The sequence below is a fragment of the Shewanella frigidimarina NCIMB 400 genome, from assembly GCF_000014705.1.
Lineage (GTDB): Bacteria > Pseudomonadota > Gammaproteobacteria > Enterobacterales > Shewanellaceae > Shewanella > Shewanella frigidimarina.
Genome location: NC_008345.1, coordinates 1760435 through 1782675 on the forward strand (window position 1 = coordinate 1760435; position 22241 = coordinate 1782675).

The following is a 22241-nucleotide window of genomic DNA, read 5'->3' on the forward strand; positions in this document are numbered from 1 at the left end:
GTTATTTTAGCGTTGAGGACAACTAATGATCACAGCTTATGGCGATAGCATGTCGGGTAATTGTTATAAATTGCAGCTGGTGTTGAATATGCTCGATGTCGATCATCTATGGCAAGAAATGAGTATCACGAATGGTGAAACGCAGACACCAGAGTTTTTAGCTAAAAATCCGCAGGGTAAAATACCATTAATAGAACTCGATGATGGCAGAGTATTATCGGAGTCGAATGCCATTATGGGTTATCTTGCTGAAGGCTCTGATTTGATCCCCACCGATACTTTTAGTAAAGCTAAAATGTATCAGTGGATGTTTTTTGAACAGTATAGCCATGAGCCATATATTGCCGTAGCACGCTTTATTCAGTTGTATTTAGGGCTACCTGAAGATCGTTTAGCTGAATATCACTCACTGCACGTTAAAGGCCATAAAGCGCTTGCGGCTATGGAGGCTGAGCTCGCTTGGCAACCCTTTCTGTGTGGTTCGCAGTTTACCTTAGCGGACATTGCTTTGTTTGCTTATACTCATGTTGCACATCAAGGTGGCTTTGATTTGGCCCATTACCCGCAGATTAATCAATGGTTAATACGCATAAAACAGCAAGCTGGTTTTTTGCTGATGGAGAGTTAATTCTTTACTGTTTTTTATGAGTATCTTTTGGTCTACATGTGTAGCTTTTGGTTTACATGTGTAGCCTGTCGCTATAAGTTTGTTGGTATTATTAATAAAGTATTAAATACTGAATAGGCGATAAAAAGCATAATAGTGCCGACTATGGCATCAATCACGCGTTGAACTTTAGGTGAACCTAACCAGGGTGCAAGTTTAGCGGCACCAAATGCAATAGTATAAAACCACAAAACCGATGCCAGTATAGTACCTATTGCAAATGCCCATTTTTCGTTACCATCAAAAGTACCGCCCACGCTACCTAATATCATCACAGTATCTAAATACACATGAGGGTTAAGCAAGGTGACCGCAAATGTGGTGCCGATAATTTTTTTACGACTATTGGCTGCTGCAATGTGTGTTGCAACTTGGTACTGATTTCGCCATACATTTTTGAACGACATAACTGCATAAACAACTAAAAAAGTGACTCCGCCCCAGCCAATAAGTAACATTAGCCATTCACTGCTGGCGATTAATTTACCTCCGCCAAAAATACCTAGACCAATTAATAACACATCACACAACATACAAATTGTGGCCGCGAGAAAGTGGTGATTGCGTTTTATTCCCTGACTTAATATGTAAGAGTTTTGGGCGCCAATTGGAATAATCATTCCTAAGCCGAGAATAAGTCCTTGAAATAATGCAGAAGTGGCCATGAGTTTCCTAGTTACAAGCAATGTAATGAGTTGCTAAAGTAGCAATAGTTTTGTTATAAGTTAAATTAATAATTTTTCTGCTGTATAAGATAAATTAATGAAAGCGGCATAAATACCGGTTACGATGGTTTCAGGGGATTTAATGAGTTGGTAAAACAATGAGTAAACTTGATTATAAATTGCTGCAAGCATTGAGTTGTGTGATTAAAGAACAAAGTTTTGAGCGTGCAGCAGGTGTGTTGTGCTTATCGCAATCGGCGGTGTCACAGCGGATTAAACAATTAGAGCAACAGTTTGCTCAACCAGTATTGATTAGAAGCCAACCTATTCAAACTACAGATTTAGGTAAGCAGCTCTTAAAGCACTATTACCAAGTGGTACAGCTAGAAGCTGACGTACTTCCTAGTGCTATGCCTCATTCGCCCCAGACTCCGTTAACTCTGAATATCGCCACCAATGCCGACACGTTGGCAACTTGGCTCATTCCGGCAATAGCCCCAGTGATTAAGTCACATTTAGTTGAGATAAATCTGCTGATTGAAGGTGAAGCTCGTACGATTAATAGGTTAAAGGATGGCCAAGCTTTTGGTGCCATTTCGGTGCAATCTACACCGATTAAAGGTTGTCAATTAACTCGATTAGGCTGTGTCGACTATCTGCTAGTGGCGTCACCTGAGTTTAGTCGTGATTATTTCCCTAACGGCATTAGTGCTGACAGCCTTAGAAAAGCACCGGGTATTGCGTTTGATCATAAAGACAATATGCACACACGTTATATTCAACAGCATTTTGGTTTGATGCAAGGTGAATATCCATTACATGCTGTGCGTTCATCAGATGCTTTTGTGACCATGGCTAAACATGGTGCTGCCTATTGTTTAGTACCAAAAACGCAAATTAAACCAGAACTAGCCACTGGTGAGTTAGTGCACATATGTAAAGACCATATCATCACTGAAACGCTTTACTGGCACCATTGGATTTTACTTAAAGGTGTCTATAAAGACGTTTCAGATGCCATTATTGCCCACGCTCAATCGGTATTAGATTAAGCTAAACTTTGATCTACCTAAGCTGAGACGGGCCCAAATTGAGACTTACCCAAGCAGTGAATAGACCTGCTTTGATTATCCATGGCTAATCAACGTTTGATTCTCTTCGGTAGGAATAAGGGTATCGGCAATTAACAACATGGCCGAGGTTAGTTGGGTTAATTGTGCAGCGCTAATAGTGTAAGGCGGCATGATGTAGATATAGCGGCTAAAAGGCCTTACCCACACTCCTAAGTCAACAAAGGCTTTTTGTAAGGCTGCGGTATTCACTGGAGAGTGCATTTCTATTACGCCGACACTGCCAAGTACTCGTACATCTTTAACCTCTTTTGATGTCATGGCTGCGGGTAAGGTGCGTATTAAATGCGCTTCAATGTCTTTCACCTGCTGTTGCCAATCGCCAGCAAGCAATAAGTCTAAGCTAGCGGTTGCTGCAGCACATGCCAATGGATTCCCCATAAAAGTAGGGCCATGCATAAACACACCAGCGGGAGAATCACTAATACCATTGGCCACTTCGTCACTGCATAAGGTGGCTGCGAGGCTAATATATCCACCTGTTAATGCTTTGCCTACACATAAAATATCAGCCTCAATATTGGCATGCTCATAAGCGAAGAGGGTGCCAGTACGGCCAAATCCGGTAGCTATTTCGTCTAATATCAATAGCACATCGTATTGGTCGCAAAGTTGGCGCAGTTTAACTAAATAAGCTGGTGAGTAAAAACGCATTCCGCCAGCACCTTGCATGATGGGTTCAATAATCACCGCAGCAATATCTTGATGGTGTTGCGCAAATGCGGCATTTAATGCGAGTGTATCGGTTTGATTCAACGGTTCGTCAAACTTTGAGGTTGGCGCAGGGATAAAGACTTGTCTCGTCACATTGTTGCCAAACATGGTGTGCATTCCACCATCAGGATCACATACGCTCATCGCGGCAAAAGTATCACCATGATAACCACTTTTTACAGTCATAATCCGTTGCTTTTGCGGCTGGTTTCGCCCCTGCCAATATTGCAGCGCCATTTTTAGCGCAACTTCCACAGCAATTGAGCCTGAATCAGCTAAGAAAACCTTAGTTAAGTTATCGCTGGTCATCTGCACTAAGCGTTTTGAGGTCTCAATGGCTGGCTGATGGGTGATTCCGCCAAACATCACATGACTGAGCTGTGATAGCTGCTTTTGCATAGCGGCTAAAATGGTCGGATGACTATAACCATGCACACAAGACCACCATGAACTGGTGCCATCTATAAGTACTTTCCCATCATCTAAAGTCAACTCACAACCTTGTGCTGAAACGACTCCATATACAGGCAGAGACTGGGTCATGGAGGTGTATGGGTGCCAGATATGTTGTGCATCGAAAGCATAATCGATTGTGGTATTTGTATCGGAAAGTGGCATAATTATAAGTGCTCTTTTTTTGACCGCTAGTAAAGCGTAAAGTGGTTACTGCGTTGACAGTTTACGGGCTCAGGGTATCCTAGCCAACATAAAATCAAAATAAAGGAATGATCCATGTCGTTAGCTGAAGTTCGTCACGATTGGCAAAAAGCACAAATTGAAGCATTGTTTGCGCTGCCTATGAATGATTTATTGTTTAAAGCTCACAGTATTCATCGTGAAACGTTTGACCCTAACGAAGTGCAGATCAGCCGCCTATTGTCGATTAAAACCGGCGCATGCCCAGAGGACTGTAAATATTGTCCTCAAAGTGCACGCTACGATACAGGTCTTGAAAAAGAACGTTTACTTGAAATTGATAAAGTACTAACCGAAGCTAAAAGTGCTAAAGCGGCAGGAGCATCGCGTTTTTGTATGGGCGCCGCTTGGCGTAACCCGCGTGACAAAGATATGCCATATTTGACGCAAATGGTAAAAGATGTCCGTGCTTTAGGCATGGAAACCTGTATGACATTAGGGATGTTGTCGTCTGAACAAGCCGGAAAATTAGCCGACGCTGGTTTAGATTATTACAACCATAACCTTGATACCTCGCCTGAATATTACGGAGACGTTATTACCACTCGTACTTATCAAAGTCGCTTGGATACGCTAACAAACGTACGCGCATCGGGCATGAAAGTGTGCTCAGGCGGCATTGTGGGTATGGGTGAAAAAGCTACTGATCGCGCAGGTTTATTGCAACAGTTAGCTAATTTAGAACAACACCCCGATTCAGTACCAATCAACATGTTAGTTAAAGTCGCCGGTACACCGTTTGAGAATATCGATGATCTTGATCCGCTTGAATTTGTGCGCACTATTGCTGTTGCCCGTATTTTAATGCCTAAATCTCGAGTACGTTTATCTGCAGGACGTGAAAGCATGAGTGATGAACTGCAATCTATGTGTTTCTTTGCCGGTGCTAATTCTATTTTTTACGGTTGTAAGCTATTAACAACGCCAAACCCTGAAGAAAATGATGATATGAGTTTGTTCCGTCGTTTAGGTTTGCATCCTGAGCAAGGCCCACAAGCCAACATTGAAAACGATAGCGCACTATTAGCCAAAGCCAGTGCCAAACAAGATAAGTCGACTAAGCAGTTTTTTGATGCCGCAGCGCTGTAATCTAATATGACATCATTCAGTCAGCCTGAAATTGGAGAACATCCAATTACATTACGGATAAGTGAGAAGCTTGCCGAACTGCAGGCTGCAGGATTGTTACGCCAACGACAGGTGTCGGCAACGTCGCAACAATCAACATTGATTGATTTTAGCCATAATGACTATTTAGGTTTAGCCCACGAACCTGCGTTAGCACAAGCACTTTACCATGGTGCAACCGTGTATGGTGTAGGCAGTCGGGCATCACCGCTTGTGAGTGGTTATAGCCAAGCCCATGTGGCGCTGGAACAACGTTTATGTGAGATTACCAGCCACCAAGCTTGTATGCTGTTTAGTTCAGGCTTTAGTGCCAATAGTGCGTTAATGAAAACCTTGTTTAACACCGATGACACGGTCATTGCCGATAAATTGGTGCACGCCTCAATTATTGATGGCTTAAAAGACTGTGGCAGTAAAATTAGTCGCTTTTTGCATAATGACATCAACAGCGCAGCACGTATTATTGAACGAAATCCCAATTCAGCCGTTGTCACCGAGAGTGTATTTAGTATGGACGGCGATATAGCCCCCATTACTGAGCTATCTGATTTATGTAAGCAATATGGATGTTGGCTTATTGTCGATGATGCCCATGGTTTTGGGGTATTACCAAGCTCGTTTGTTAATGCCGATAATGTCGATATTCAAGTGGTCACCTTTGGTAAAGCGTTAGGGGGTCAAGGCGCAGCGATTTTAGCCTCAAAAGAGGTAGTTGATTACTTGGTTGCTACCTGCCGTGAGTATATTTACTCGACAGCTTTATCTCCAGCCAATGCTCATTTAGCATTAGCGGCGATTAATTGGCAACAAACTCACCCAGAATTATTGGCACAGTTAACGGCTAAAGTTGCGTTGTTTAGACAACTTGCATTAGCAAATAAATTGAGTATTACGTCTTCTACCACCGCAATTCAGCCCATTATGATCGGTGATAACCATCAGGTTATCGCGATTGCGCAGCAGTTAAAACAACAAGGCTTTTTAGTCGGCGCAATTCGTTCGCCAACGGTGCCAAAAGGCCAGGCGCGTTTGCGTATTACTTTAAATGCACGGCATAAAGTCGATGACATTCATGCATTGGTTAATGCTTTGACTCTGCTCATTGATCAATATAATGATTCTGACGAAAAGCAAGGCGCATTAGCACCACAAACAATGGCTAAATAAATCGTATCTATGAGACCCTCATGACGTTAGATAATCCGGTGGCAAATAAATTTTCAATCGCCGCATCTCAATACAAGCAACATGATGTATTACAACGTATCACTGCGAAGCAATTATTAGACAATGCGCCGTTATTTGGCACCTTACTTGATGTAGGAGCCGGCCCGGGTACGAGTTTTAACGCCTTTAATGACGTTGAGCAGGTCGTTGCAGTTGATATCGCGCATGGGATGCTTAACCAACTAACAAAACAATACCCTGACTACTTACCTATTTGCAGCGATGCACAGGCGCTTGGATTACAAAGTGCTTCCATTGACAGTATCTATTCCAATTTAGCTTTACAATGGTGCCAAAACCTACCCGAAGCGTTTGCTGAGTTTCATCGGGTATTACGTCAAAATGGTGAATGTTATCTCAGTGTGGTTGTTGATGGCAGTTTGGCTGAATTAAAAACATTGGGCTTTAGAGTGAATCAGTTTAATTCGGTATCAGCTATTAAAGCAGCGTTTATCGCATCTCAAGATTCACCAAACGATTGGCTTAATATTGATATTCAAGTAAAGAGTATTAGCGTGTATTTTGATGATTTGCGCAGCTTGCTGTACTCAATAAAAGGTGTGGGTGCGTCGTTTGCTCAACAAGGCGAAAACAATGCAACACATCATCATCCCCTTACTAAGCAACAATGGCAGCAACGCATCGCACTTGCAGAAACAATGCGTACCGATAAAGGCATACCATTAACTTATCAAATTGCGTATATCCGCGCCAAGCGAGGTTGAAACGATGTTGTACTTTGTGACAGGAACAGATACCGACAGCGGCAAAACATTAGTTTCGGCAGCATTACTATCAAAGGCTCAAGGCCATAAATGCGGCTTTAAACCCATTGCATCAGGATGTATATCCACAGATGTGGGCTTACGCAACAGTGATGCCTTAATGCTAATAGCTCAGTCGAATATAGATTTACCATATCAAGTGGTTAATCCTATTAGTTTTGAACCCGCTATAGCACCGCATATTGCCGCCAAGCTAGTTAATCGAACATTAACAGCGCAAAGTGTCCTTGATACTATGTACAACCCCGCGATGTTAGAAGCAGATTTTGCCTTGATAGAAGGTGCTGGTGGCTGGCGCTTACCGTTTGGTAATGGTGAGTATTTATCTGATACTGTCAAATTATTGCAGACTAAACTGCAACAAGCACAACAAATTCAAAACCCAAAAAAGAAGCCAAAGATAGAGGTTATTTTAGTGGTTGGCATGAAGCTAGGTTGTTTAAACCATGCGTTGTTAACTCAAGAGGTTATATTGGCTGACGGATTAACGATAGCGGGGTGGGTGGCGAATCAAGTCGATGCTGAGATGGCTTTTATTGACGACAACCTCAACAGCTTACAGCAGATGATGCAGGCACCATTTTTAGGTTACGTGCCTCATTTAACGGCAGCAACAGCTGAGAATGCTGCTGTTTATCTGCAATTACCTCAATAACCCGCAATATCAAAAAATATTCAGCCCAATTTTTCCTGCTGTTAGCTTTCAGCATGGGCAGGTAAAAATTGGGCGAACAATCAATTGATATTATCAGAATGGTTAGTTTGCGATTGGCATCACTCTATTACGACCGAGGCGTTTTGCTTCGTACAGTAACTTATCAGTTGCTTCAATTAATTGAGATACACTTTGTTTAGCTTTCCATTCAGCAACACCAAAAGATGCAGTTATTGAGTCAATAACTTTGTCACTGCGTCTGTCTTTGACGCTGAGTTTTTCGAGCGCTCTGCGAATGCCTTCAGCTAATTGTCTGGCAACTCTAAACTGACTACTTGGTACAATAATAGCGAACTCTTCACCACCAAAACGATACAGTTTAATGCCGTCACGACAGGCTTCTTGGATACGCTTCGCAACGGTTTTTAGGACTAAATCGCCAAGTTGATGGCCAAAATTATCGTTGAAGGTTTTAAAGTGATCAATATCAATTAAAATCATGCAGGTACCCGCAGGAGCTGAGCCAATTTGCGCTTCAATGTCAGTGTTAAATGCACGGCGATTTAACACATTGGTTAGGGCGTCAAATAGCATGTCTTTTTCAGATTCAGCTAAACGAGTTTTGAGAGTATCGATTTCTGATTGAGCTTTTTGGAGTTGTTCGGTAAAACTCACGGTGCTAGAACGGATGCTGGAAGATTCTTTAACGATATTTCTTACAATACCAATCACTTGCTCTAACGAGAAACCTTGATTTTCGAGGTCGCTTAATTTCTTAAAATCTTTATCAATTTGATTTTGAAATGTCTCAGTGTCCAAATTAGTATCTTTGAGTGACTGAGATAATTCACATACCATCGCATCAAGATTTTTACGCATGTCTCGCACATCAAGCTCAACCGGGTCAGCCACATGTTTACGATATAATAATTCGCTGGTCACAGGTGAACAGGTTTGATGTTGTTTGACTGCTGTATCTAATTCTTGATTGAGTAACGGGTTTTGTTCACCCACGTAAGCATACCAAAGCGCGTAGTTTGTTGGCGTTGTGGGTATTCTATATTTTAACATTAACGGAACAGCTTTTTTCAAATTGGCTGCAGCGGTTTGCAGTAGTGTGTTCGACATTAAGTGCCTCATGATCCGGGCTAAGGAAAGACTTTGAAAAAATCTACAATTGAAGTAAATATAACAATAATAGCAGGTTTTGCACCATGATATTATAGTGATACAAATAACAAAAAAGCATCCGAAGATGCTTTTTTAGTGACTTGAATCATATTAAAAAACGTAAGAGACCGCAAACATTGGGCCAGTAAAGCTGTAGTTTATGTTGTAATCAAAGGTACGTTGCTCAATATTACCGACATTACGTGTTTTTTCGATAGTGACATCGACATCATAATAGTTGTAAGCCAGTTTTAATGACCAATTATCACAAATTTTAGCTTCAACACCTAAGCGGATATCGATCAGTGATCCGTCTACATCATCATATTTGATAGCAAAATACTGGGCGTGAGCATCAAATGTCCAACCAGGATAAAACTCGTAGGAGCCGTAAAGACCAATGTCTGGAAGAGGTGCCGTTAGAGTGTCGTCGATAACTTCTGGTGTGGCAACTGCATTGCTGCATAAACTGGTTAAGGTTGAATCTGGGACACAAATACCGATAGTGCCTTTAAAAGCGGTTTCGATAAACATGGTATGTATACCAACGGATACTCCAACAGCGTAATGAGTACCTTGCCAAATGTCATAACCATAACCAATTCGCAGAATATCAATATTAAGTTCGGTATTCAGTTTAGCGCCAGTTTCAATCAGGTAGTCTTTTCCATCAATATCTTCAAGAATAAAATCTTGTGATACCGTTTCTGTGTCGGCTTTGCGATCCAACGACTTCCAATCAATATAAATATTATGGCGTTGGTTGAAAGAGAATGTGAATTCAAAGTAGGGTAAGTATTGCTCTTCAGCAAGTAGAAGTTCATCTTCAAAATCTACTGGGAATGTTCCACCTGTTTTAGGGTTTGTAACGATGAAGTTTGAATCGGAGTTAGCATAAAACATACCGACATCAAGAGTATATTTGTCGGAGACTGTTGAGTCGTTAGTTGATAGGTTCGTCTCTGCCGAGGCAGTTCGAGTACCTAATATCAATAACACTATACAAAAAAAAGTTCTTATCATTGAAACTCCGCATTTATTATTTTTTCTATATCACAGGATATGCGTCTTCATATGATGCTTTTGTCGAATTTAATACCTAATCTATTCAACGCAGATATCCAAAATAAGGGTTATCAAAATGCGCAGTCATAAACATTAAGTTAAAATAAAAACGACAAACTGTTCAGTGCATATACTAACACTTTGTTACTAATTGTGAAGTATTTGTATAGGATTATTGCGCTAAATCAAGTTTTCGTTAATAGCTTGACCTCTACGGTGTAAAAACAACCATTTTAGTGAAGAGTCGCTATGTATAAAGGCGCCAGAGCATTGGCGGAATTGCGGTGGGTGACAAATATGTGACAAAACGAAAAAGTAGAGCGGGAAGTTGACTCTACTTTTATCATTTGTGTTACATAAATGTTAAACTCTGTGAGCGGCGACTTTAGCAGTTAAAAGATGGTTTACTCTGACTCATCGGTGTCTGAAGCATCTTCTTCTACATCGTCAAATTCAATTTCAACTTTAGAGCTTGCAGGTGCATGAATTGTCCCAACAACAGCATAAAATGGTTTGCCTTTTGCCAGACGACAATATTTAGACCACAATAACTCCATTGGAGTTGATGCAGGTTTTTTCCCCTGTAAAACGTTAACAAATTGGTCTTCGTCAACATTACAAGGTAACTGCGAACCATTGGCTAAATTTTTCATTGCTTGACCGTGTTGTTCAAGCAACTCAGCTTCTTTATTGGTAAAATCACCACAACGTTTAAATCCCTTTGGGAAATTCACGTCATCATAGAAGCGTTTAGTAGATTGAAAACTGTTGCTATGACCATTGGTGTTAGCATCAATACCTTGTTTTGCATTGATAAATGATTGCTGAGACATGGCTAATACCTTCTAGATTATGAGATATAAAGATTTGCAACTGGAGTATTGGCTAGTATTATCATTTTTTAAATCAAAATATTTTGTCCTTAATGGTAAAGAATTTTTATGGATACAGATTTATTAAAAACATTCTTAGAAGTGTCCCGAACTCGGCACTTTGGTAAGGCGGCTGAAAATCTATACCTCACTCGAAGTGCTGTCAGTTTTAGGATAAAGCAGTTAGAAAATATTTTGGGTTTAGAGTTATTTGAACGCTTACGTAACAATATTCAACCAACACCTGCAGGTGAAAGAATGCTCGGCCATGCTGAGGCAGTGCTTAATGCTTGGGAAAGGGCAAAACAAGATATTATTTTAAATCAGCAACACAGTGCTCAGTTAGCGTTGTCGGCTGGCGATAATATTTGGGATGCTTTTTTACAAGGTTTCTTGCAGCCATTACATTTAGGCTTAGAAGGGGTGGCTTTAAGAACTGATGTATTACCTGCAACGGTGATGACTCGCCAACTTATTGAACGAACTTTAGATATTGCGATTACTTTTGACCCTCCAAAGCTTGATGGAGTCATATTAGTTAAGCTTGCTGAAGTAAAATTGTATTTAGTATCCAAACAAGCAGGCGTTAAGCTTACACAAACACCTACTTTACCTTATATAAAAGTAGACTGGGGTACCGCCTTTAATATCACTCATGCCCAAGATTTTACCATGTTGCCTTTGCCGGTATTACACACAAGTTCTGCTCGTATGGCATTGGACTTTATACTTAATAATGGTGGATGTGCATTTTTGCCTGAAGCACTTATAAAGCCTTATTTAGATAACGGGAGCTTATATGTCGTGGATGATGCAAAATGTATCCATAGACATGTGTATGCTGCATATTGGGCTGAAAATGAAAGACTTGCTTATATTGAACAAGCCATTTCAATTCTGACAACCGATAAGCGCACTGAATGATATTCGTCTGGCCGTTACTAAAACAGTAATGGCCAAATAACGATGCTCCAAGTGATTGCACATAATACCAAACTGAGAAAGACTGCTGCAGAAGCAATGTCTTTTGCCTGACCACTAAGTGGGTGGATCTCATCACCAACCCGATCAACTACCGCTTCAATAGCGGAGTTTAGCAATTCTACAATCAATACAATTAATACTGTCATGATAAGCAAAATACGTTCAGTACTACTTATATTGAGTAGCAGAGCAATGGGTAACATTAGGCAAGCAAGCACGGTTTCTTGTCTAAATGCCGCTTCGTTTTTCCACGCTGACTTTAGACCTTGCATAGAAAACCCAGTCGCTCGAAACACGCGTTTTAGACCATGATTGTTCTCTGGTTTCATTTTACTCATTATCTTTTTGATGTTAATTCCGTAGATTGTAACATTCCGTTCATATGCTTCCAGCAGTAATTTAGGTCTTATGATGTGCTGTAGAACAAAACAAATATTTATTGTTGTGATGGTATATGCCCTCATTATGCATCGATTTATATCAATATAAGCCCTACCAATGAATGGATAATTATTCTGTTTGTACTACGCTCACCTAACCCTGTAGAGGGTTGAGAATCATTTAAACAGGTGAAAGTCGTATTCATCCACAGATGATAGGCGTTATAGCAGTATTTTAGAGGTTTTACTTGGAAGTGGCTCGATGCCGAGAGAGTACAATCATCGGGATATTGAAATAAACTTTTGAACGAAAATGAAAAAACACTAAATGGATTTAACTTTTAGCAAGGATTGCATATGCGTAAGCTACCGTATCTTTTTATTTTGGTCATTATTTCACTGCATTGTTTTACGATAAAGAGTGAAGTGTTATCAATACCTCCTATTCAGTTGGCAACAAAATATCAACAAGATATAGATGTCACTGAATACTTAGTCAGCGAGAAGCTTGATGGTGTTCGAGGCTACTGGGATGGCAGTAACATGCTGACTCGCAGTGGACGAAAAGTGGCATTACCTTCATCGTTTACACTGGGTTTTCCTCATACAGCTATTGACGGTGAACTTTGGTTGGGGCGTAATCGATTCGAAGATATTTCAGCATTGGTTCGACGCAAGCAAGTACCCGATAAAGAGTGGCAGGAAGTTAAGTTTATGATGTTTGATTTACCGCGGCATTCAGGCCCTTTTATTGAACGCTACTTAGCGATGAAAATGTTGGCAGAACAAACGGCCTCCATACATTTACAGGTCATTAAGCAGGAGCCGGTGGCTTCAACTGAAGCTCTGTTTACATTGCTTGATTCCATCGTTAATGCTGGTGGTGAAGGATTGATGTTACATTATCAGCAAGCGCATTATGCAGTCGGCCGCAGTGAGTATATTGTTAAGCTCAAACCCAAATATGACGCTGAAGCTGTAGTGATTGGTCATACAGAAGGTAAGGGTAAGTATCGAGGTAAACTAGGTGCGTTAATTGTAAAAACACCTGCGGGGGTAGTGTTTAATATCGGCAGTGGTTTAAGCGATAAACAACGAGAAAATCCACCTTTAGTCGGTTCTACCATTACTTATCAATATTTAGGCTTAACTCAAAAAGGGACGCCAAGATTTGCTACTTTTCTGCGACAAAGACCACCGCAATAACGCTTCAACATTGCTGGCATGTTGCGTTGCGTATCATTGTATAATTAATGGTAAAACTAAATGTAGAACTACAATTGGTAATGATCATAACCCCGGTTAAGGTATCGGCAATATGATTAAGTGATGATATAAAACTGGAGATAATGGCGGTTATCAATGATCGATGATAAATATCTTTTAAATGTTCGCTCGGTGTTGTTTGTCTGTATGGGTAATATTTGCCGCTCGCCGACGGCAGAGGCAGTGTTTAGGCAACAAATGAAACGTCACTCGCTTCAACTCGACATCGATTCTGCAGGGACTATTGCCTATCATCAAGGGCATGCTCCGGACAGTCGCAGTATTATTGCTGGCAACAAGCGCGGACTTGATTTTTCAGGTATGAAAGCTCGGCAGGTTATCGACGCTGACTTTGAACGATTCGATTTAATTTTAGCGGCAGACTTTGCCAATTTAAATGATTTGAAAGACAGGTGTCCTGCCCATTTACGATATAAATTACAGTTGATATTAAGCTATGGTGATTCGTTAGTCGAAGAAGTACCTGACCCATATTATGGTGGTGAAAGAGGATTTGAGATGGTTATCAATTTACTTGAAGCCAGTTTAGCTGCATTGGCGATTAAACTAGCTAATCGTTGAAATATAATCAATTAACTAAGGGATTTAACTAAGCTACTTATCTAGGCGACTTAATTATGATTACTTAATTCAGGCTACTTAGCATGATAGGTCACTCTGAATGATAAGTGCTAGGCCGGCATTGATGTTGACGACCTAGACTTTGTTCGGCTTAATCGTTATAACGTTTACCGGAGCGTTTAAGTTTCTCTTGCTCTATTTTCTGCTGTTTAATGAGTTCTTTCTCAGCTAATTTACGTGCAACTTCCTCTTTTTCTACTTCAGCCATCGCTGGAGTTTCAAGGCTTAAAAGTCCGATTTTCCCTGAGCGGTATTCATGTAGTAATAGTTCAGATACTTTATGGTAATCAACTCGGGCGCCAGGGCGAAGTGCTCCGCGAGAACGACTGATAGCTTCGAGTAATTCGATATCGCTGGCTGGTAGCGATTGAAGCTTATAACGTTCACAAATTTCGTCAGGATAGGCTTCAAGGAAATAGCCAGCAGCAAACATTGCCACATCTTCGTATTCCATAGCGGTATCTTTAATTGCACCGGTGACAGCAAGGCGATAGCTACTGGCTTCGTTGTCCACTTTTGGCCATAAAATGCCCGGAGTATCCGATAGTACGATTCCGTTACGTAAGTTAATACGTTGCTGACGTCTTGTGACTGCAGGTTCATTACCCGTTTTAGCTATAGTGCGACCCGCTAAGGTATTAATAATTGTAGATTTACCGACGTTAGGAATACCCATGATCATGGTGCGAATGTCTTTTTCCATGATGTCACGGTGTGGCACCAGTTTACGGCAAAGATCAGGAATGCTTTTTACCATACTGGGTTGTAAACTTGTGATTGCTGATGCCTGAACGCCTTGTTCACGTTCTAGGTATTCAATCCATTGAGCGGTAACCTTAGGATCGGCTAAATCAGATTTATTCAGTAATTTAATGCAGGGTTTATCACCACGTAGTTGTGACACCATCGGATTTTCACTGCTGTATGGAATACGTGCATCGAGCACTTCAATAACGAGATCCACTTGAGGCATTGCCTCCTCGATCTCTTTACGTGCTTTGTGCATGTGTCCTGGATACCACTGAATTGCCATGATGTTGCCTTATAAACCGGAGAGTAAATACAATAAATACAAAAGTGATATTCTACCTCGTTAGCAGATTAAATGCATAAAAAAAGCGCCCGAAGGCGCTTAGTATCATTGTTAAATGAAGCATTAATGTTTAAATAACGCCTAATTCACGTAATCTTTCCTGTAAATAGCTGTCTGCGGTATAACGCTCTGATAGTACTACTTCTGGATTAGGGTGCAAAAACAGCGGTAATGAAATCCGTGATTTGGTTTTGTCTGTCCCTTCAGGATTGATTACCCTGTGTGAAGTGGAAGGGAAATAACCACCAGATGCTTCTTGCAGCATGTCACCGATGTTAATAATGATGCTGCCAAAATCGCTAGGTACGTCAATCCATTCACCTGTTTTGGTTTTCACTTGTAATCCAGGTTCATTTGCTGCAGGTAATATAGTGATGAGGTTAATGTCCTCATGCGCTGCTGCACGGATAGCGCCCATTTCTTCATCACCTTTCATTGGTGGATAATGTAAAATCCGCAACAAGGTTTGTTGGCTTTGAGCAATCATGTCTGGTAATGGAATAGAATATTTTTCCGCAACATCTGCCGGTGTATATTTTTCAATCCAACTGAGTAATTCCGCAGCTAGGGTATTGGCATGTTCATAATATGCAAGAATATTGGCTCTAAGTGAATCAGGAATACGGCCCCAAGGATACACATGATAATATTCTTTGATATCTTTTACATTGTTACCTTTGGCTGTTTCAGAAATCGATGCAGGAAAAAATCCATCGTGTGTTTCAGACTTGAACAAAAAGTCATGTTTTTGTTCAGACTGAAAGAAGTTGTACCACTCTTTATAAATATCTTCGACAAGTTGCTTTTGAATAGGGTGATTCGATAGTACCCCAAAACCTGTTTCACGAAGTGATTCAACAAAGCGCTCAGCGCTATCTGGTGCTAAGTAATCAATTGTATTTAGTTTCATTATATTTTCTTATTAGTGTGTTGACCCACTGCTAATGGTAACCTTAGTCACACTTTGTCGCAATTCTTTGCGTGTCTTCATGTTGTATTGGTTGAACTGATGCCGCAGATCTCACGTATCCTTTGTTAATATCTGCGACAAACAACTCAATGAGAGCCGACAATGAATGATTTAACCGAATTTGAAAAATATGTTATTGAACAAAAAGGTACTGAACGGCCTTTTAGCGGTGAATATGTTGATCATGATGCACAAGGCGTTTATTTATGTAAAAAGTGCTATGCACCTCTATATAAGAGTGAGCATAAGTTTAATGCCCATTGTGGCTGGCCTGCATTTGATGATGAAATTAAGGGAGCAGTAGAACATACTCCTGATGCCGATGGACATCGAACCGAAATTACCTGTGCACAATGTGGCGGTCATTTAGGCCATGTGTTTGAAGGGGAGCATTTAACAGATAATAATGTTCGTCATTGTGTTAATTCAGTATCGATGATTTTTAAATCTCGTGATGAATTAGCACAATCAAGTTCGGCTAAAACTTCTTACCAAAAGGCTACTTTTGGAGCTGGGTGCTTTTGGTGTGTCGAGGCTATTTTTGCTCAATTTAAAGGCGTGCACAGTGTTAAATCAGGTTATTGTGGCGGTGACGCTAAAGATGCAAATTATGATGCTGTGTGTTCTGGTAAAACCGCGCACGCAGAAGTCATTCATATTGAGTTCGATCCCGCTGTAATTCAATACGACACTCTGCTAAGTGTATTATTTGAAAGCCATGATCCGACAACACTGAATCAGCAGGGCAATGACAAAGGCCCGCAATACCGTTCGGCAATTTTTGTTCATAATAGTGAACAAGCTGATGCCGCCAATAAATTCATCAATACCTTAACTCAACAGCAAGTATGGCCTAGACCTATTGTGACCGAAATAAGCGCGTTTGACACTTTCTATCCCGCTGAAAATTACCATGATGATTACTTTGCTAAACACGGTCAGCAACCATATTGCCAACTTGTGGTGAAGCCAAAATTTGACAAAGTGATGAGTAAATTTGCAGATAAACGTAAAGTGTAAACTAAATTTTTTGCTCTTGTGTTAGGGCTAAACATGATAAAAAAGGGGTGATTGAATATTCAGTCACCCCTTTTTTTTATTATATCAATTCCATTAATTATGTGCTTAATCAGAGCCAGTCATGTTTTCCAGTTTGAGGCGCATTGTTGAAAGAATGGTTGTTCCCTTGTAAAACAATGCAACAAAGAAATGGAAAGCCTGAGTAATAGCTCCCGCAGGGCGGGTTTCTGTATCTTCTATGCTGCTTATTGACGTACGACTGCAAGGACGCAGAAGGTAGAGTAACGCAGGACCTGTTGCCGAGAACAACTATGTCTACAAACCTATTACTTGCCTAGAAGGCGCAGAACTCCCGCTGAATGACCAGATAATTATTGGAATTGGTATTATGTCCGTTTAGCCTAATTTATCGTCGGTCACTTTGTTGTGCAGATCTTCAATAAGGTAAACTTCAACCAAATCACGTGCTTTAGGGGTAGGGCTTTACAATCTTGACTTAAGTGACGTAAATGCAGACATTTTCCCGCAGCCACATAACGTTTAGCTAAAGTATCGATAGCCTCTAATGTTGATTGATCTGCTACTCGTGAATGTTGAAAATCAATAATCACATCTTAGTTATCATTTCCAACATCAAATAATTCAAGGAAGTTAGCAACTGAGCCAAAGAATAATGGCCCATTTAAGCGATATATTTTCTAACCATTTGTATCTTCACTTATGTCAATGTTGATGTGTTTTGCATGTTCCCATGTAAATACCAAAGCAGATACGATAACACCAACAAACACAGCAAAAGTCAGATCGGTAAATACGGTTATACCGTGTTTAATCACTAGTGACTCCATTACTACTGCCATAGCACCTGTAGCGCCGGACATAATCCCCGGTCGTCCACCAATGCGGTGATTAAACCCATAATGAAGGCTGCGTATATTCCTACCATGGGTTCAACATGGGCGACGAATGCAAAGGCAACAGCTTCAGGGATAAGGGCGAGTATCACGGTTAATCCAGATAAAATATCGACTTTACTACTTGTTTAATGGCGAATGAGATCGAACATTTAACCTCTGGTTTTGTATGTAAGTTAATAAAAAGGATGTTTGCTTTAACACAAAAAATTAACAGTTGAATGATAGTGACATCGATTCAATGACACTAAATGTTAAGTTTTATATTAATATTTCCAATAAAAAAGCCATGCTAAGCATGGCTTTATAAATAATGGGGCGAAGTTAGCCCTTTATTAAGTTTACTCTCCAGGGCGAGTCATATCAGCAGATGCACTGTTATTCTTCGCTACTTTCGTAACCTTGCTGTCAGTCGCTTGAGCTTCGTAAGTACGTCCTTGAGGTACCGCTTTCTGCTCACGGACATCTACTGTAGGTTTAGTCGTGTCAGATGACACCATAGAACCAAAGCGACTTGCCTTTACGGGGACTTTGGTTGATGGCGCTGCTTCAGTAGAAACCGTCTCTGCTATTGTCGCCGCGACTTCTTTTACGACTTCAGGTTTAGCTTGACGCACAATTGCAGCAGGCTTAGCCATAGGCGCAGATGAATTGGCCGCAACCGTTTTATCTTGCTTGCTAGTTAACGCTGCAGCTTTTTCAGCTTCAACAACTGCGGTATTTGCCACAGTGGTTTGTTTAGCTTCAACATCAACCGTTGTTTTAACAACTTCTACTTCAGCTTTAGGTTCAGGGGCCTCAGGTGCTTTTACTGCTTGAGGTACTTCCTTTATTTCTACTGGCGTTTCAGTTTTTTCAACATTAACGGGTGCTGCATTAGCTTTGTTAACTTCAGCTTTAAGCACTTCAACCGGCTTAGTAGCGGTTTCAGCAGCAGTGCTAACCGTTTCAGCAGGTTTAGTAACGGATTCAACAATAGCCTCAGTTACAGGAGCTTGTGCTTGAGTTCTAGCTTGCTCTGCGTCTAATTGCTTCTCTAACTCATCATTAGGTGTGAAAACAGCTGGTTGTGTAGAGCCTGTTTCATCATCACGACGACGACGTTGACCTGCTGCACGTAAGTGACGAGGACTACGACGACTACGACGTTGACCTTCACGGCCTTCAGCTTCGCTGTCTGTTGTAGCATCTTCAGCGCTCGAGCTTGACTCATCAGTTTCAGCTGCAACGTCAGTGCTAGCAACTACCGTTTCAGTGACAGTATCAACATCTGCTTGAGTTGTTTCTGCTTTTACTTCAACCACGGCAGTAGCGTCAGTTTCAACTGGAGCAGCAGTACTGGTAACATTTGCTACTTCAGTAACTGGATCAGTTGCTTGCTCTGTTTCATTTTCAGCTGGCGCTTCAACCGCCTGTTCAGTCTTCTCTTTACGAGGTTGACGACGACTGCGTGGCGCTCTCGTTTCTGATGTTTTATCTTCAGCTACTTTTGACTCTACCGCTTTAGGTTCTGATGTCATTACCTCAACTGATTGCTCAGTTGATTTATTATCATTAACATCGGTTGTTGGTAATGCTTCACTCTGTTCGTTTTCAATACGCACTTTACGACGTAAATTACGACGTTGGCGACGCTCACGAGCAGCTTCTTGTTTTGGAGATTTTTCTGTAGCGACTTTAACTTCGGCAACTTTAGCATCTGTTGCTTTGGTTTCATTGACAGCTAATGGCTTGTCAACTTTCTCAGTTTTCGGTTTGTTTTTGGCGTTGTCATCTTGAACTGTATTTCTGCTATTACGTTCATTACGCTTATTCTGAGAACGAGCTTCTGTGCCGTCTTTCGATTTGTCGCTGTCATTACGTTGACGGCGACTGTCATTGCGTTTGTCATTACGGTTAGCGCTGTCGTTACGAGTGTCATTACGACGGGTGTTACGACGAGTGTTAGTTTGAGTCGATTCTTTAGTAGATACTGCTGCTTTGGTCTCTTTAACCTCAGCTTCACTTCCAGAAAATAAAGCGCTAATGGCAGAGATCATTCGAGTGAATAAACTTGGCTGATTAGACGTTGCCACAGGAGCGACATTTACTGGTGTGGCTTTTACTGTATCTTCAGCTGCTTTTTGTGGCGCTGCGAAGCCTTTTAATGCAGGTTCAGGAGATGCTGCACGCTCAAGCTTGCGAGGCTCATACAATTTTGCGACAGGCTGTTCTACTCGCTTATAGCTAGATTCACTGACTTCATCATCACTCTTACGACGCACTACACGGTAATCTGGTGTTTGCATGTGTGCATCTGGAATGATGTACACTTCAACTTGGTGACGCTCTTCTGTAATACGAATCGCTTTACGTTTTTCGTTTAGTAAGAACGCAGCAACATCAACAGGCACAATCGCTTCGATTTGTGTGGTGTTTTCTTTAATGGCTTCTTCTTCCATTAATCGTAAAATCGATAATGCTAAAGATTCGGTACTACGAATAGTGCCTTGACCATGACAACGAGGGCACAAATGAGCGGCAGACTCTTCTAGCGATGGACGTAGACGCTGACGCGACATTTCCATCAAACCAAATCGAGAAATACGACCTAATTGCACACGAGCACGGTCATGATGTACTGCATCACGTAAACGATTTTCAACTTCACGCTGATGACGAACAGGTGTCATATCGATAAAGTCGATAACCACTAAACCACCTAAATCACGAAGACGTAATTGACGAGCAATTTCATCAGCAGCTTCAAGGTTAGTGTTTAGTGCAGTTTCTTCAATGTCGCCGCCTTTAGTTGCACGGGCTGAGTTGATATCGATAGACGTTAATGCTTCTGTTGGGTCAATTACAATTGATCCACCTGAAGGTAAACGCACTTCGCGTTGGAACGCTGACTCAATTTGAGACTCTATTTGGAAGTGAGTAAACAGTGGTACTTCTGAGTCATATAGCTTTACACGTTCAACAAAATCAGGACGCACTAAACCAATATGCAATTTAGCTTCTTCGAAAATACGTGGGTGATCGATAAGGATTTCGCCTACATCACGACGTAAATAGTCACGAATAGCGCGAACAATCACGTTACTTTCTTGGTGGATTAAGAATGGTGCAGCTTTACTTTGAGCAGCTTCTTGAATAGCATCCCAATGATGTTGTAGTACTTTTAAGTCCCACTTTAGCTCTGTTGATTCTTTACCAACACCAGCAGTACGCACAATCAAGCCCATACCATTAGGTACTTCTAACTCAGCCATTGCTTCTTTTAGTTCTGTACGTTCATCACCTTCGATACGACGAGAAATACCGCCAGCACGAGGGTTATTTGGCATTAAGACTAAATAAGATCCAGCAAGACTAATAAAAGTAGTTAGTGCAGCGCCTTTGTTGCCTCGTTCTTCTTTATCTATCTGAACGATGACCTCTTGGCCTTCTTGTAACACTTCTTTAATGTTTGGACGGCCTTGGAATGAATAACCTTTTGGGAAGTATTCGCGACCAATTTCTTTGAGAGGTAAAAAACCGTGACGATCTGCACCGTAATCAACAAATGCAGCTTCAAGTGACGGTTCTACTCGAGTGATTTTACCTTTATAGATATTTGATTTTTTCTGTTCGTGACCAGGACTTTCAATGTCTAAATCATACAGTTCTTGCCCATCTACTAGGGCTACGCGCAACTCTTCTGATTGAGTTGCATTAATTAACATACGTTTCATGATGACGTGATTCTTCTAAATGAGGTCATCAAACAACACGATTTTTCTGCATTACGGGCCTGAATTAATCGGTATAACCTCACGGCTAGATCCAGGCAATTAGGTGCTCATTACTGTAAAACGCAATCACTGCGTGTCGCATCCTATTTATGGCTTATTTTCTAATGTTTACAAAAACAAGGAATTGGTTGACTAACAACCAACCCCATAAATTATGGTATTTTAATCCGTTAATGCCCAAGTCGAATCGGTTTGTTTGATAACAAGCTAAAATGTTGTTCGAATTTGGGGCGATTTACTACAGTTAAATTGAAATCTTTATTCAAAACTTACGGTTTAATTGCACAAACGGTTTTTGTCGTTTTTTAATTAATACAATTTGCAAATCAATGAGTTGCTACCGATTAGGTTCATTTTTCTAACTGCTAGTGTTTCGCATTTGGTGAAAGTTGTGAACACTTTATCCACTGTTTACTCTCAAC

General features: G+C 40.9%; 19 protein-coding genes and 1 pseudogene. 10 read left to right on the plus strand and 10 right to left on the minus strand.

The window, feature by feature from the left end; genetic code table 11:
- Window positions 1–28 precede the first annotated feature (28 nt).
- Window positions 29–628, plus strand: a complete 600-nt coding sequence (locus SFRI_RS07570) for a glutathione S-transferase family protein (protein ID WP_086019799.1) — start codon at window positions 29–31, stop codon at window positions 626–628.
- Window positions 629–699: 71 nt separating this feature from the next.
- Here the strand turns inward: SFRI_RS07570 and SFRI_RS07575 are convergent, their stop codons facing one another.
- Complete coding sequence (locus tag SFRI_RS07575; protein WP_011636945.1) at window positions 700–1332, minus strand: LysE/ArgO family amino acid transporter; 633 nt, start codon at window positions 1330–1332, stop codon at window positions 700–702.
- Window positions 1333–1490: 158 nt separating this feature from the next.
- On the opposite strand from SFRI_RS07575, the gene SFRI_RS07580 reads away from it, so the two are divergent.
- Window positions 1491–2384: a LysR family transcriptional regulator ArgP gene (locus SFRI_RS07580; protein WP_011636946.1), complete on the plus strand. Its 894-nt coding sequence runs from the start codon at window positions 1491–1493 to the stop codon at window positions 2382–2384.
- A 75-nt stretch (window positions 2385–2459) separates the two neighbouring features.
- On the opposite strand, the gene bioA is transcribed toward SFRI_RS07580, so the two are convergent.
- Entirely contained in the window at window positions 2460–3794 is a 1335-nt protein-coding gene (gene bioA, locus SFRI_RS07585) for an adenosylmethionine--8-amino-7-oxononanoate transaminase (protein WP_011636947.1), read from the minus strand.
- A gap of 114 nt (window positions 3795–3908) precedes the next feature.
- Between bioA and bioB the strand changes: the two genes are divergently transcribed.
- The 4 genes from bioB to bioD are packed head-to-tail and all read left to right on the plus strand — an operon-like array spanning window position 3909 to window position 7667.
- A complete protein-coding gene (bioB, locus tag SFRI_RS07590; RefSeq protein WP_011636948.1) occupies window positions 3909–4961 on the plus strand; it encodes a biotin synthase BioB in 1053 nt (350 codons plus the stop codon).
- A gap of 6 nt (window positions 4962–4967) precedes the next feature.
- Window positions 4968–6167: an aminotransferase class I/II-fold pyridoxal phosphate-dependent enzyme gene (locus SFRI_RS07595; RefSeq protein ID WP_011636949.1), complete on the plus strand. Its 1200-nt coding sequence runs from the start codon at window positions 4968–4970 to the stop codon at window positions 6165–6167.
- Between the two features lie 20 nt (window positions 6168–6187).
- Entirely contained in the window at window positions 6188–6952 is a 765-nt protein-coding gene (locus tag SFRI_RS07600) for a methyltransferase domain-containing protein (protein ID WP_011636950.1), read from the plus strand.
- A gap of 7 nt (window positions 6953–6959) precedes the next feature.
- Window positions 6960–7667 (plus strand): dethiobiotin synthase, encoded by a 708-nt coding sequence (bioD, locus tag SFRI_RS07605; protein WP_041413501.1) that lies wholly within the window; start codon window positions 6960–6962, stop codon window positions 7665–7667.
- Window positions 7668–7769: 102 nt separating this feature from the next.
- On the opposite strand, the gene SFRI_RS07610 is transcribed toward bioD, so the two are convergent.
- The 3 genes from SFRI_RS07610 to SFRI_RS07620 form a co-directional block, all read right to left on the minus strand.
- Window positions 7770–8795 (minus strand): GGDEF domain-containing protein, encoded by a 1026-nt coding sequence (locus SFRI_RS07610; protein ID WP_011636952.1) that lies wholly within the window; start codon window positions 8793–8795, stop codon window positions 7770–7772.
- Between the two features lie 153 nt (window positions 8796–8948).
- On the minus strand, window positions 8949–9860 hold the full coding sequence (locus SFRI_RS07615; RefSeq protein ID WP_011636953.1) for a porin family protein: 912 nt from the start codon (window positions 9858–9860) through the stop codon (window positions 8949–8951).
- 446 nt (window positions 9861–10306) lie between these two features.
- Window positions 10307–10735 carry a MaoP family protein gene (locus SFRI_RS07620; protein WP_011636954.1) on the minus strand — a complete coding sequence of 143 codons (429 nt, stop codon included), beginning with the start codon at window positions 10733–10735 and terminating at the stop codon, window positions 10307–10309.
- 108 nt (window positions 10736–10843) lie between these two features.
- On the opposite strand from SFRI_RS07620, the gene hdfR reads away from it, so the two are divergent.
- Window positions 10844–11698 carry an HTH-type transcriptional regulator HdfR gene (gene hdfR / locus SFRI_RS07625; RefSeq protein WP_011636955.1) on the plus strand — a complete coding sequence of 285 codons (855 nt, stop codon included), beginning with the start codon at window positions 10844–10846 and terminating at the stop codon, window positions 11696–11698.
- 17 nt (window positions 11699–11715) lie between these two features.
- Here the strand turns inward: hdfR and SFRI_RS07630 are convergent, their stop codons facing one another.
- Window positions 11716–12087, minus strand: a complete 372-nt coding sequence (locus SFRI_RS07630; protein WP_011636956.1) for a diacylglycerol kinase — start codon at window positions 12085–12087, stop codon at window positions 11716–11718.
- 408 nt (window positions 12088–12495) lie between these two features.
- On the opposite strand from SFRI_RS07630, the gene SFRI_RS07635 reads away from it, so the two are divergent.
- Together SFRI_RS07635 and SFRI_RS07640 are read left to right on the plus strand one after the other, a co-directional pair.
- On the plus strand, window positions 12496–13344 hold the full coding sequence (locus tag SFRI_RS07635; RefSeq protein WP_011636957.1) for a DNA ligase: 849 nt from the start codon (window positions 12496–12498) through the stop codon (window positions 13342–13344).
- Window positions 13345–13500: 156 nt separating this feature from the next.
- Entirely contained in the window at window positions 13501–13986 is a 486-nt protein-coding gene (locus tag SFRI_RS07640; protein ID WP_011636958.1) for a low molecular weight protein-tyrosine-phosphatase, read from the plus strand.
- Between the two features lie 151 nt (window positions 13987–14137).
- Here the strand turns inward: SFRI_RS07640 and ylqF are convergent, their stop codons facing one another.
- Together ylqF and SFRI_RS07650 are read right to left on the minus strand one after the other, a co-directional pair.
- The gene (gene ylqF, locus SFRI_RS07645) at window positions 14138–15079 is read right to left on the minus strand and encodes a ribosome biogenesis GTPase YlqF (protein WP_011636959.1); all 942 of its coding nucleotides are present in this window, start codon (window positions 15077–15079) and stop codon (window positions 14138–14140) included.
- 130 nt (window positions 15080–15209) lie between these two features.
- Entirely contained in the window at window positions 15210–16049 is an 840-nt protein-coding gene (locus SFRI_RS07650; RefSeq protein WP_011636960.1) for an isopenicillin N synthase family dioxygenase, read from the minus strand.
- A 162-nt stretch (window positions 16050–16211) separates the two neighbouring features.
- Here SFRI_RS07650 and SFRI_RS07655 point away from each other — a divergent pair, with 162 nt between their 5' ends.
- The gene (locus SFRI_RS07655) at window positions 16212–17129 is read left to right on the plus strand and encodes a bifunctional methionine sulfoxide reductase B/A protein (RefSeq protein ID WP_011636961.1); all 918 of its coding nucleotides are present in this window, start codon (window positions 16212–16214) and stop codon (window positions 17127–17129) included.
- A gap of 396 nt (window positions 17130–17525) precedes the next feature.
- Here SFRI_RS07655 and SFRI_RS21235 read toward each other — a convergent pair.
- Window positions 17526–18153: pseudogene (locus SFRI_RS21235) on the minus strand (SulP family inorganic anion transporter).
- Window positions 18154–18384: 231 nt separating this feature from the next.
- A complete protein-coding gene (gene rne, locus SFRI_RS07665; protein ID WP_011636962.1) occupies window positions 18385–21759 on the minus strand; it encodes a ribonuclease E in 3375 nt (1124 codons plus the stop codon).
- Window positions 21760–22241: the final 482 nt, after the last annotated feature.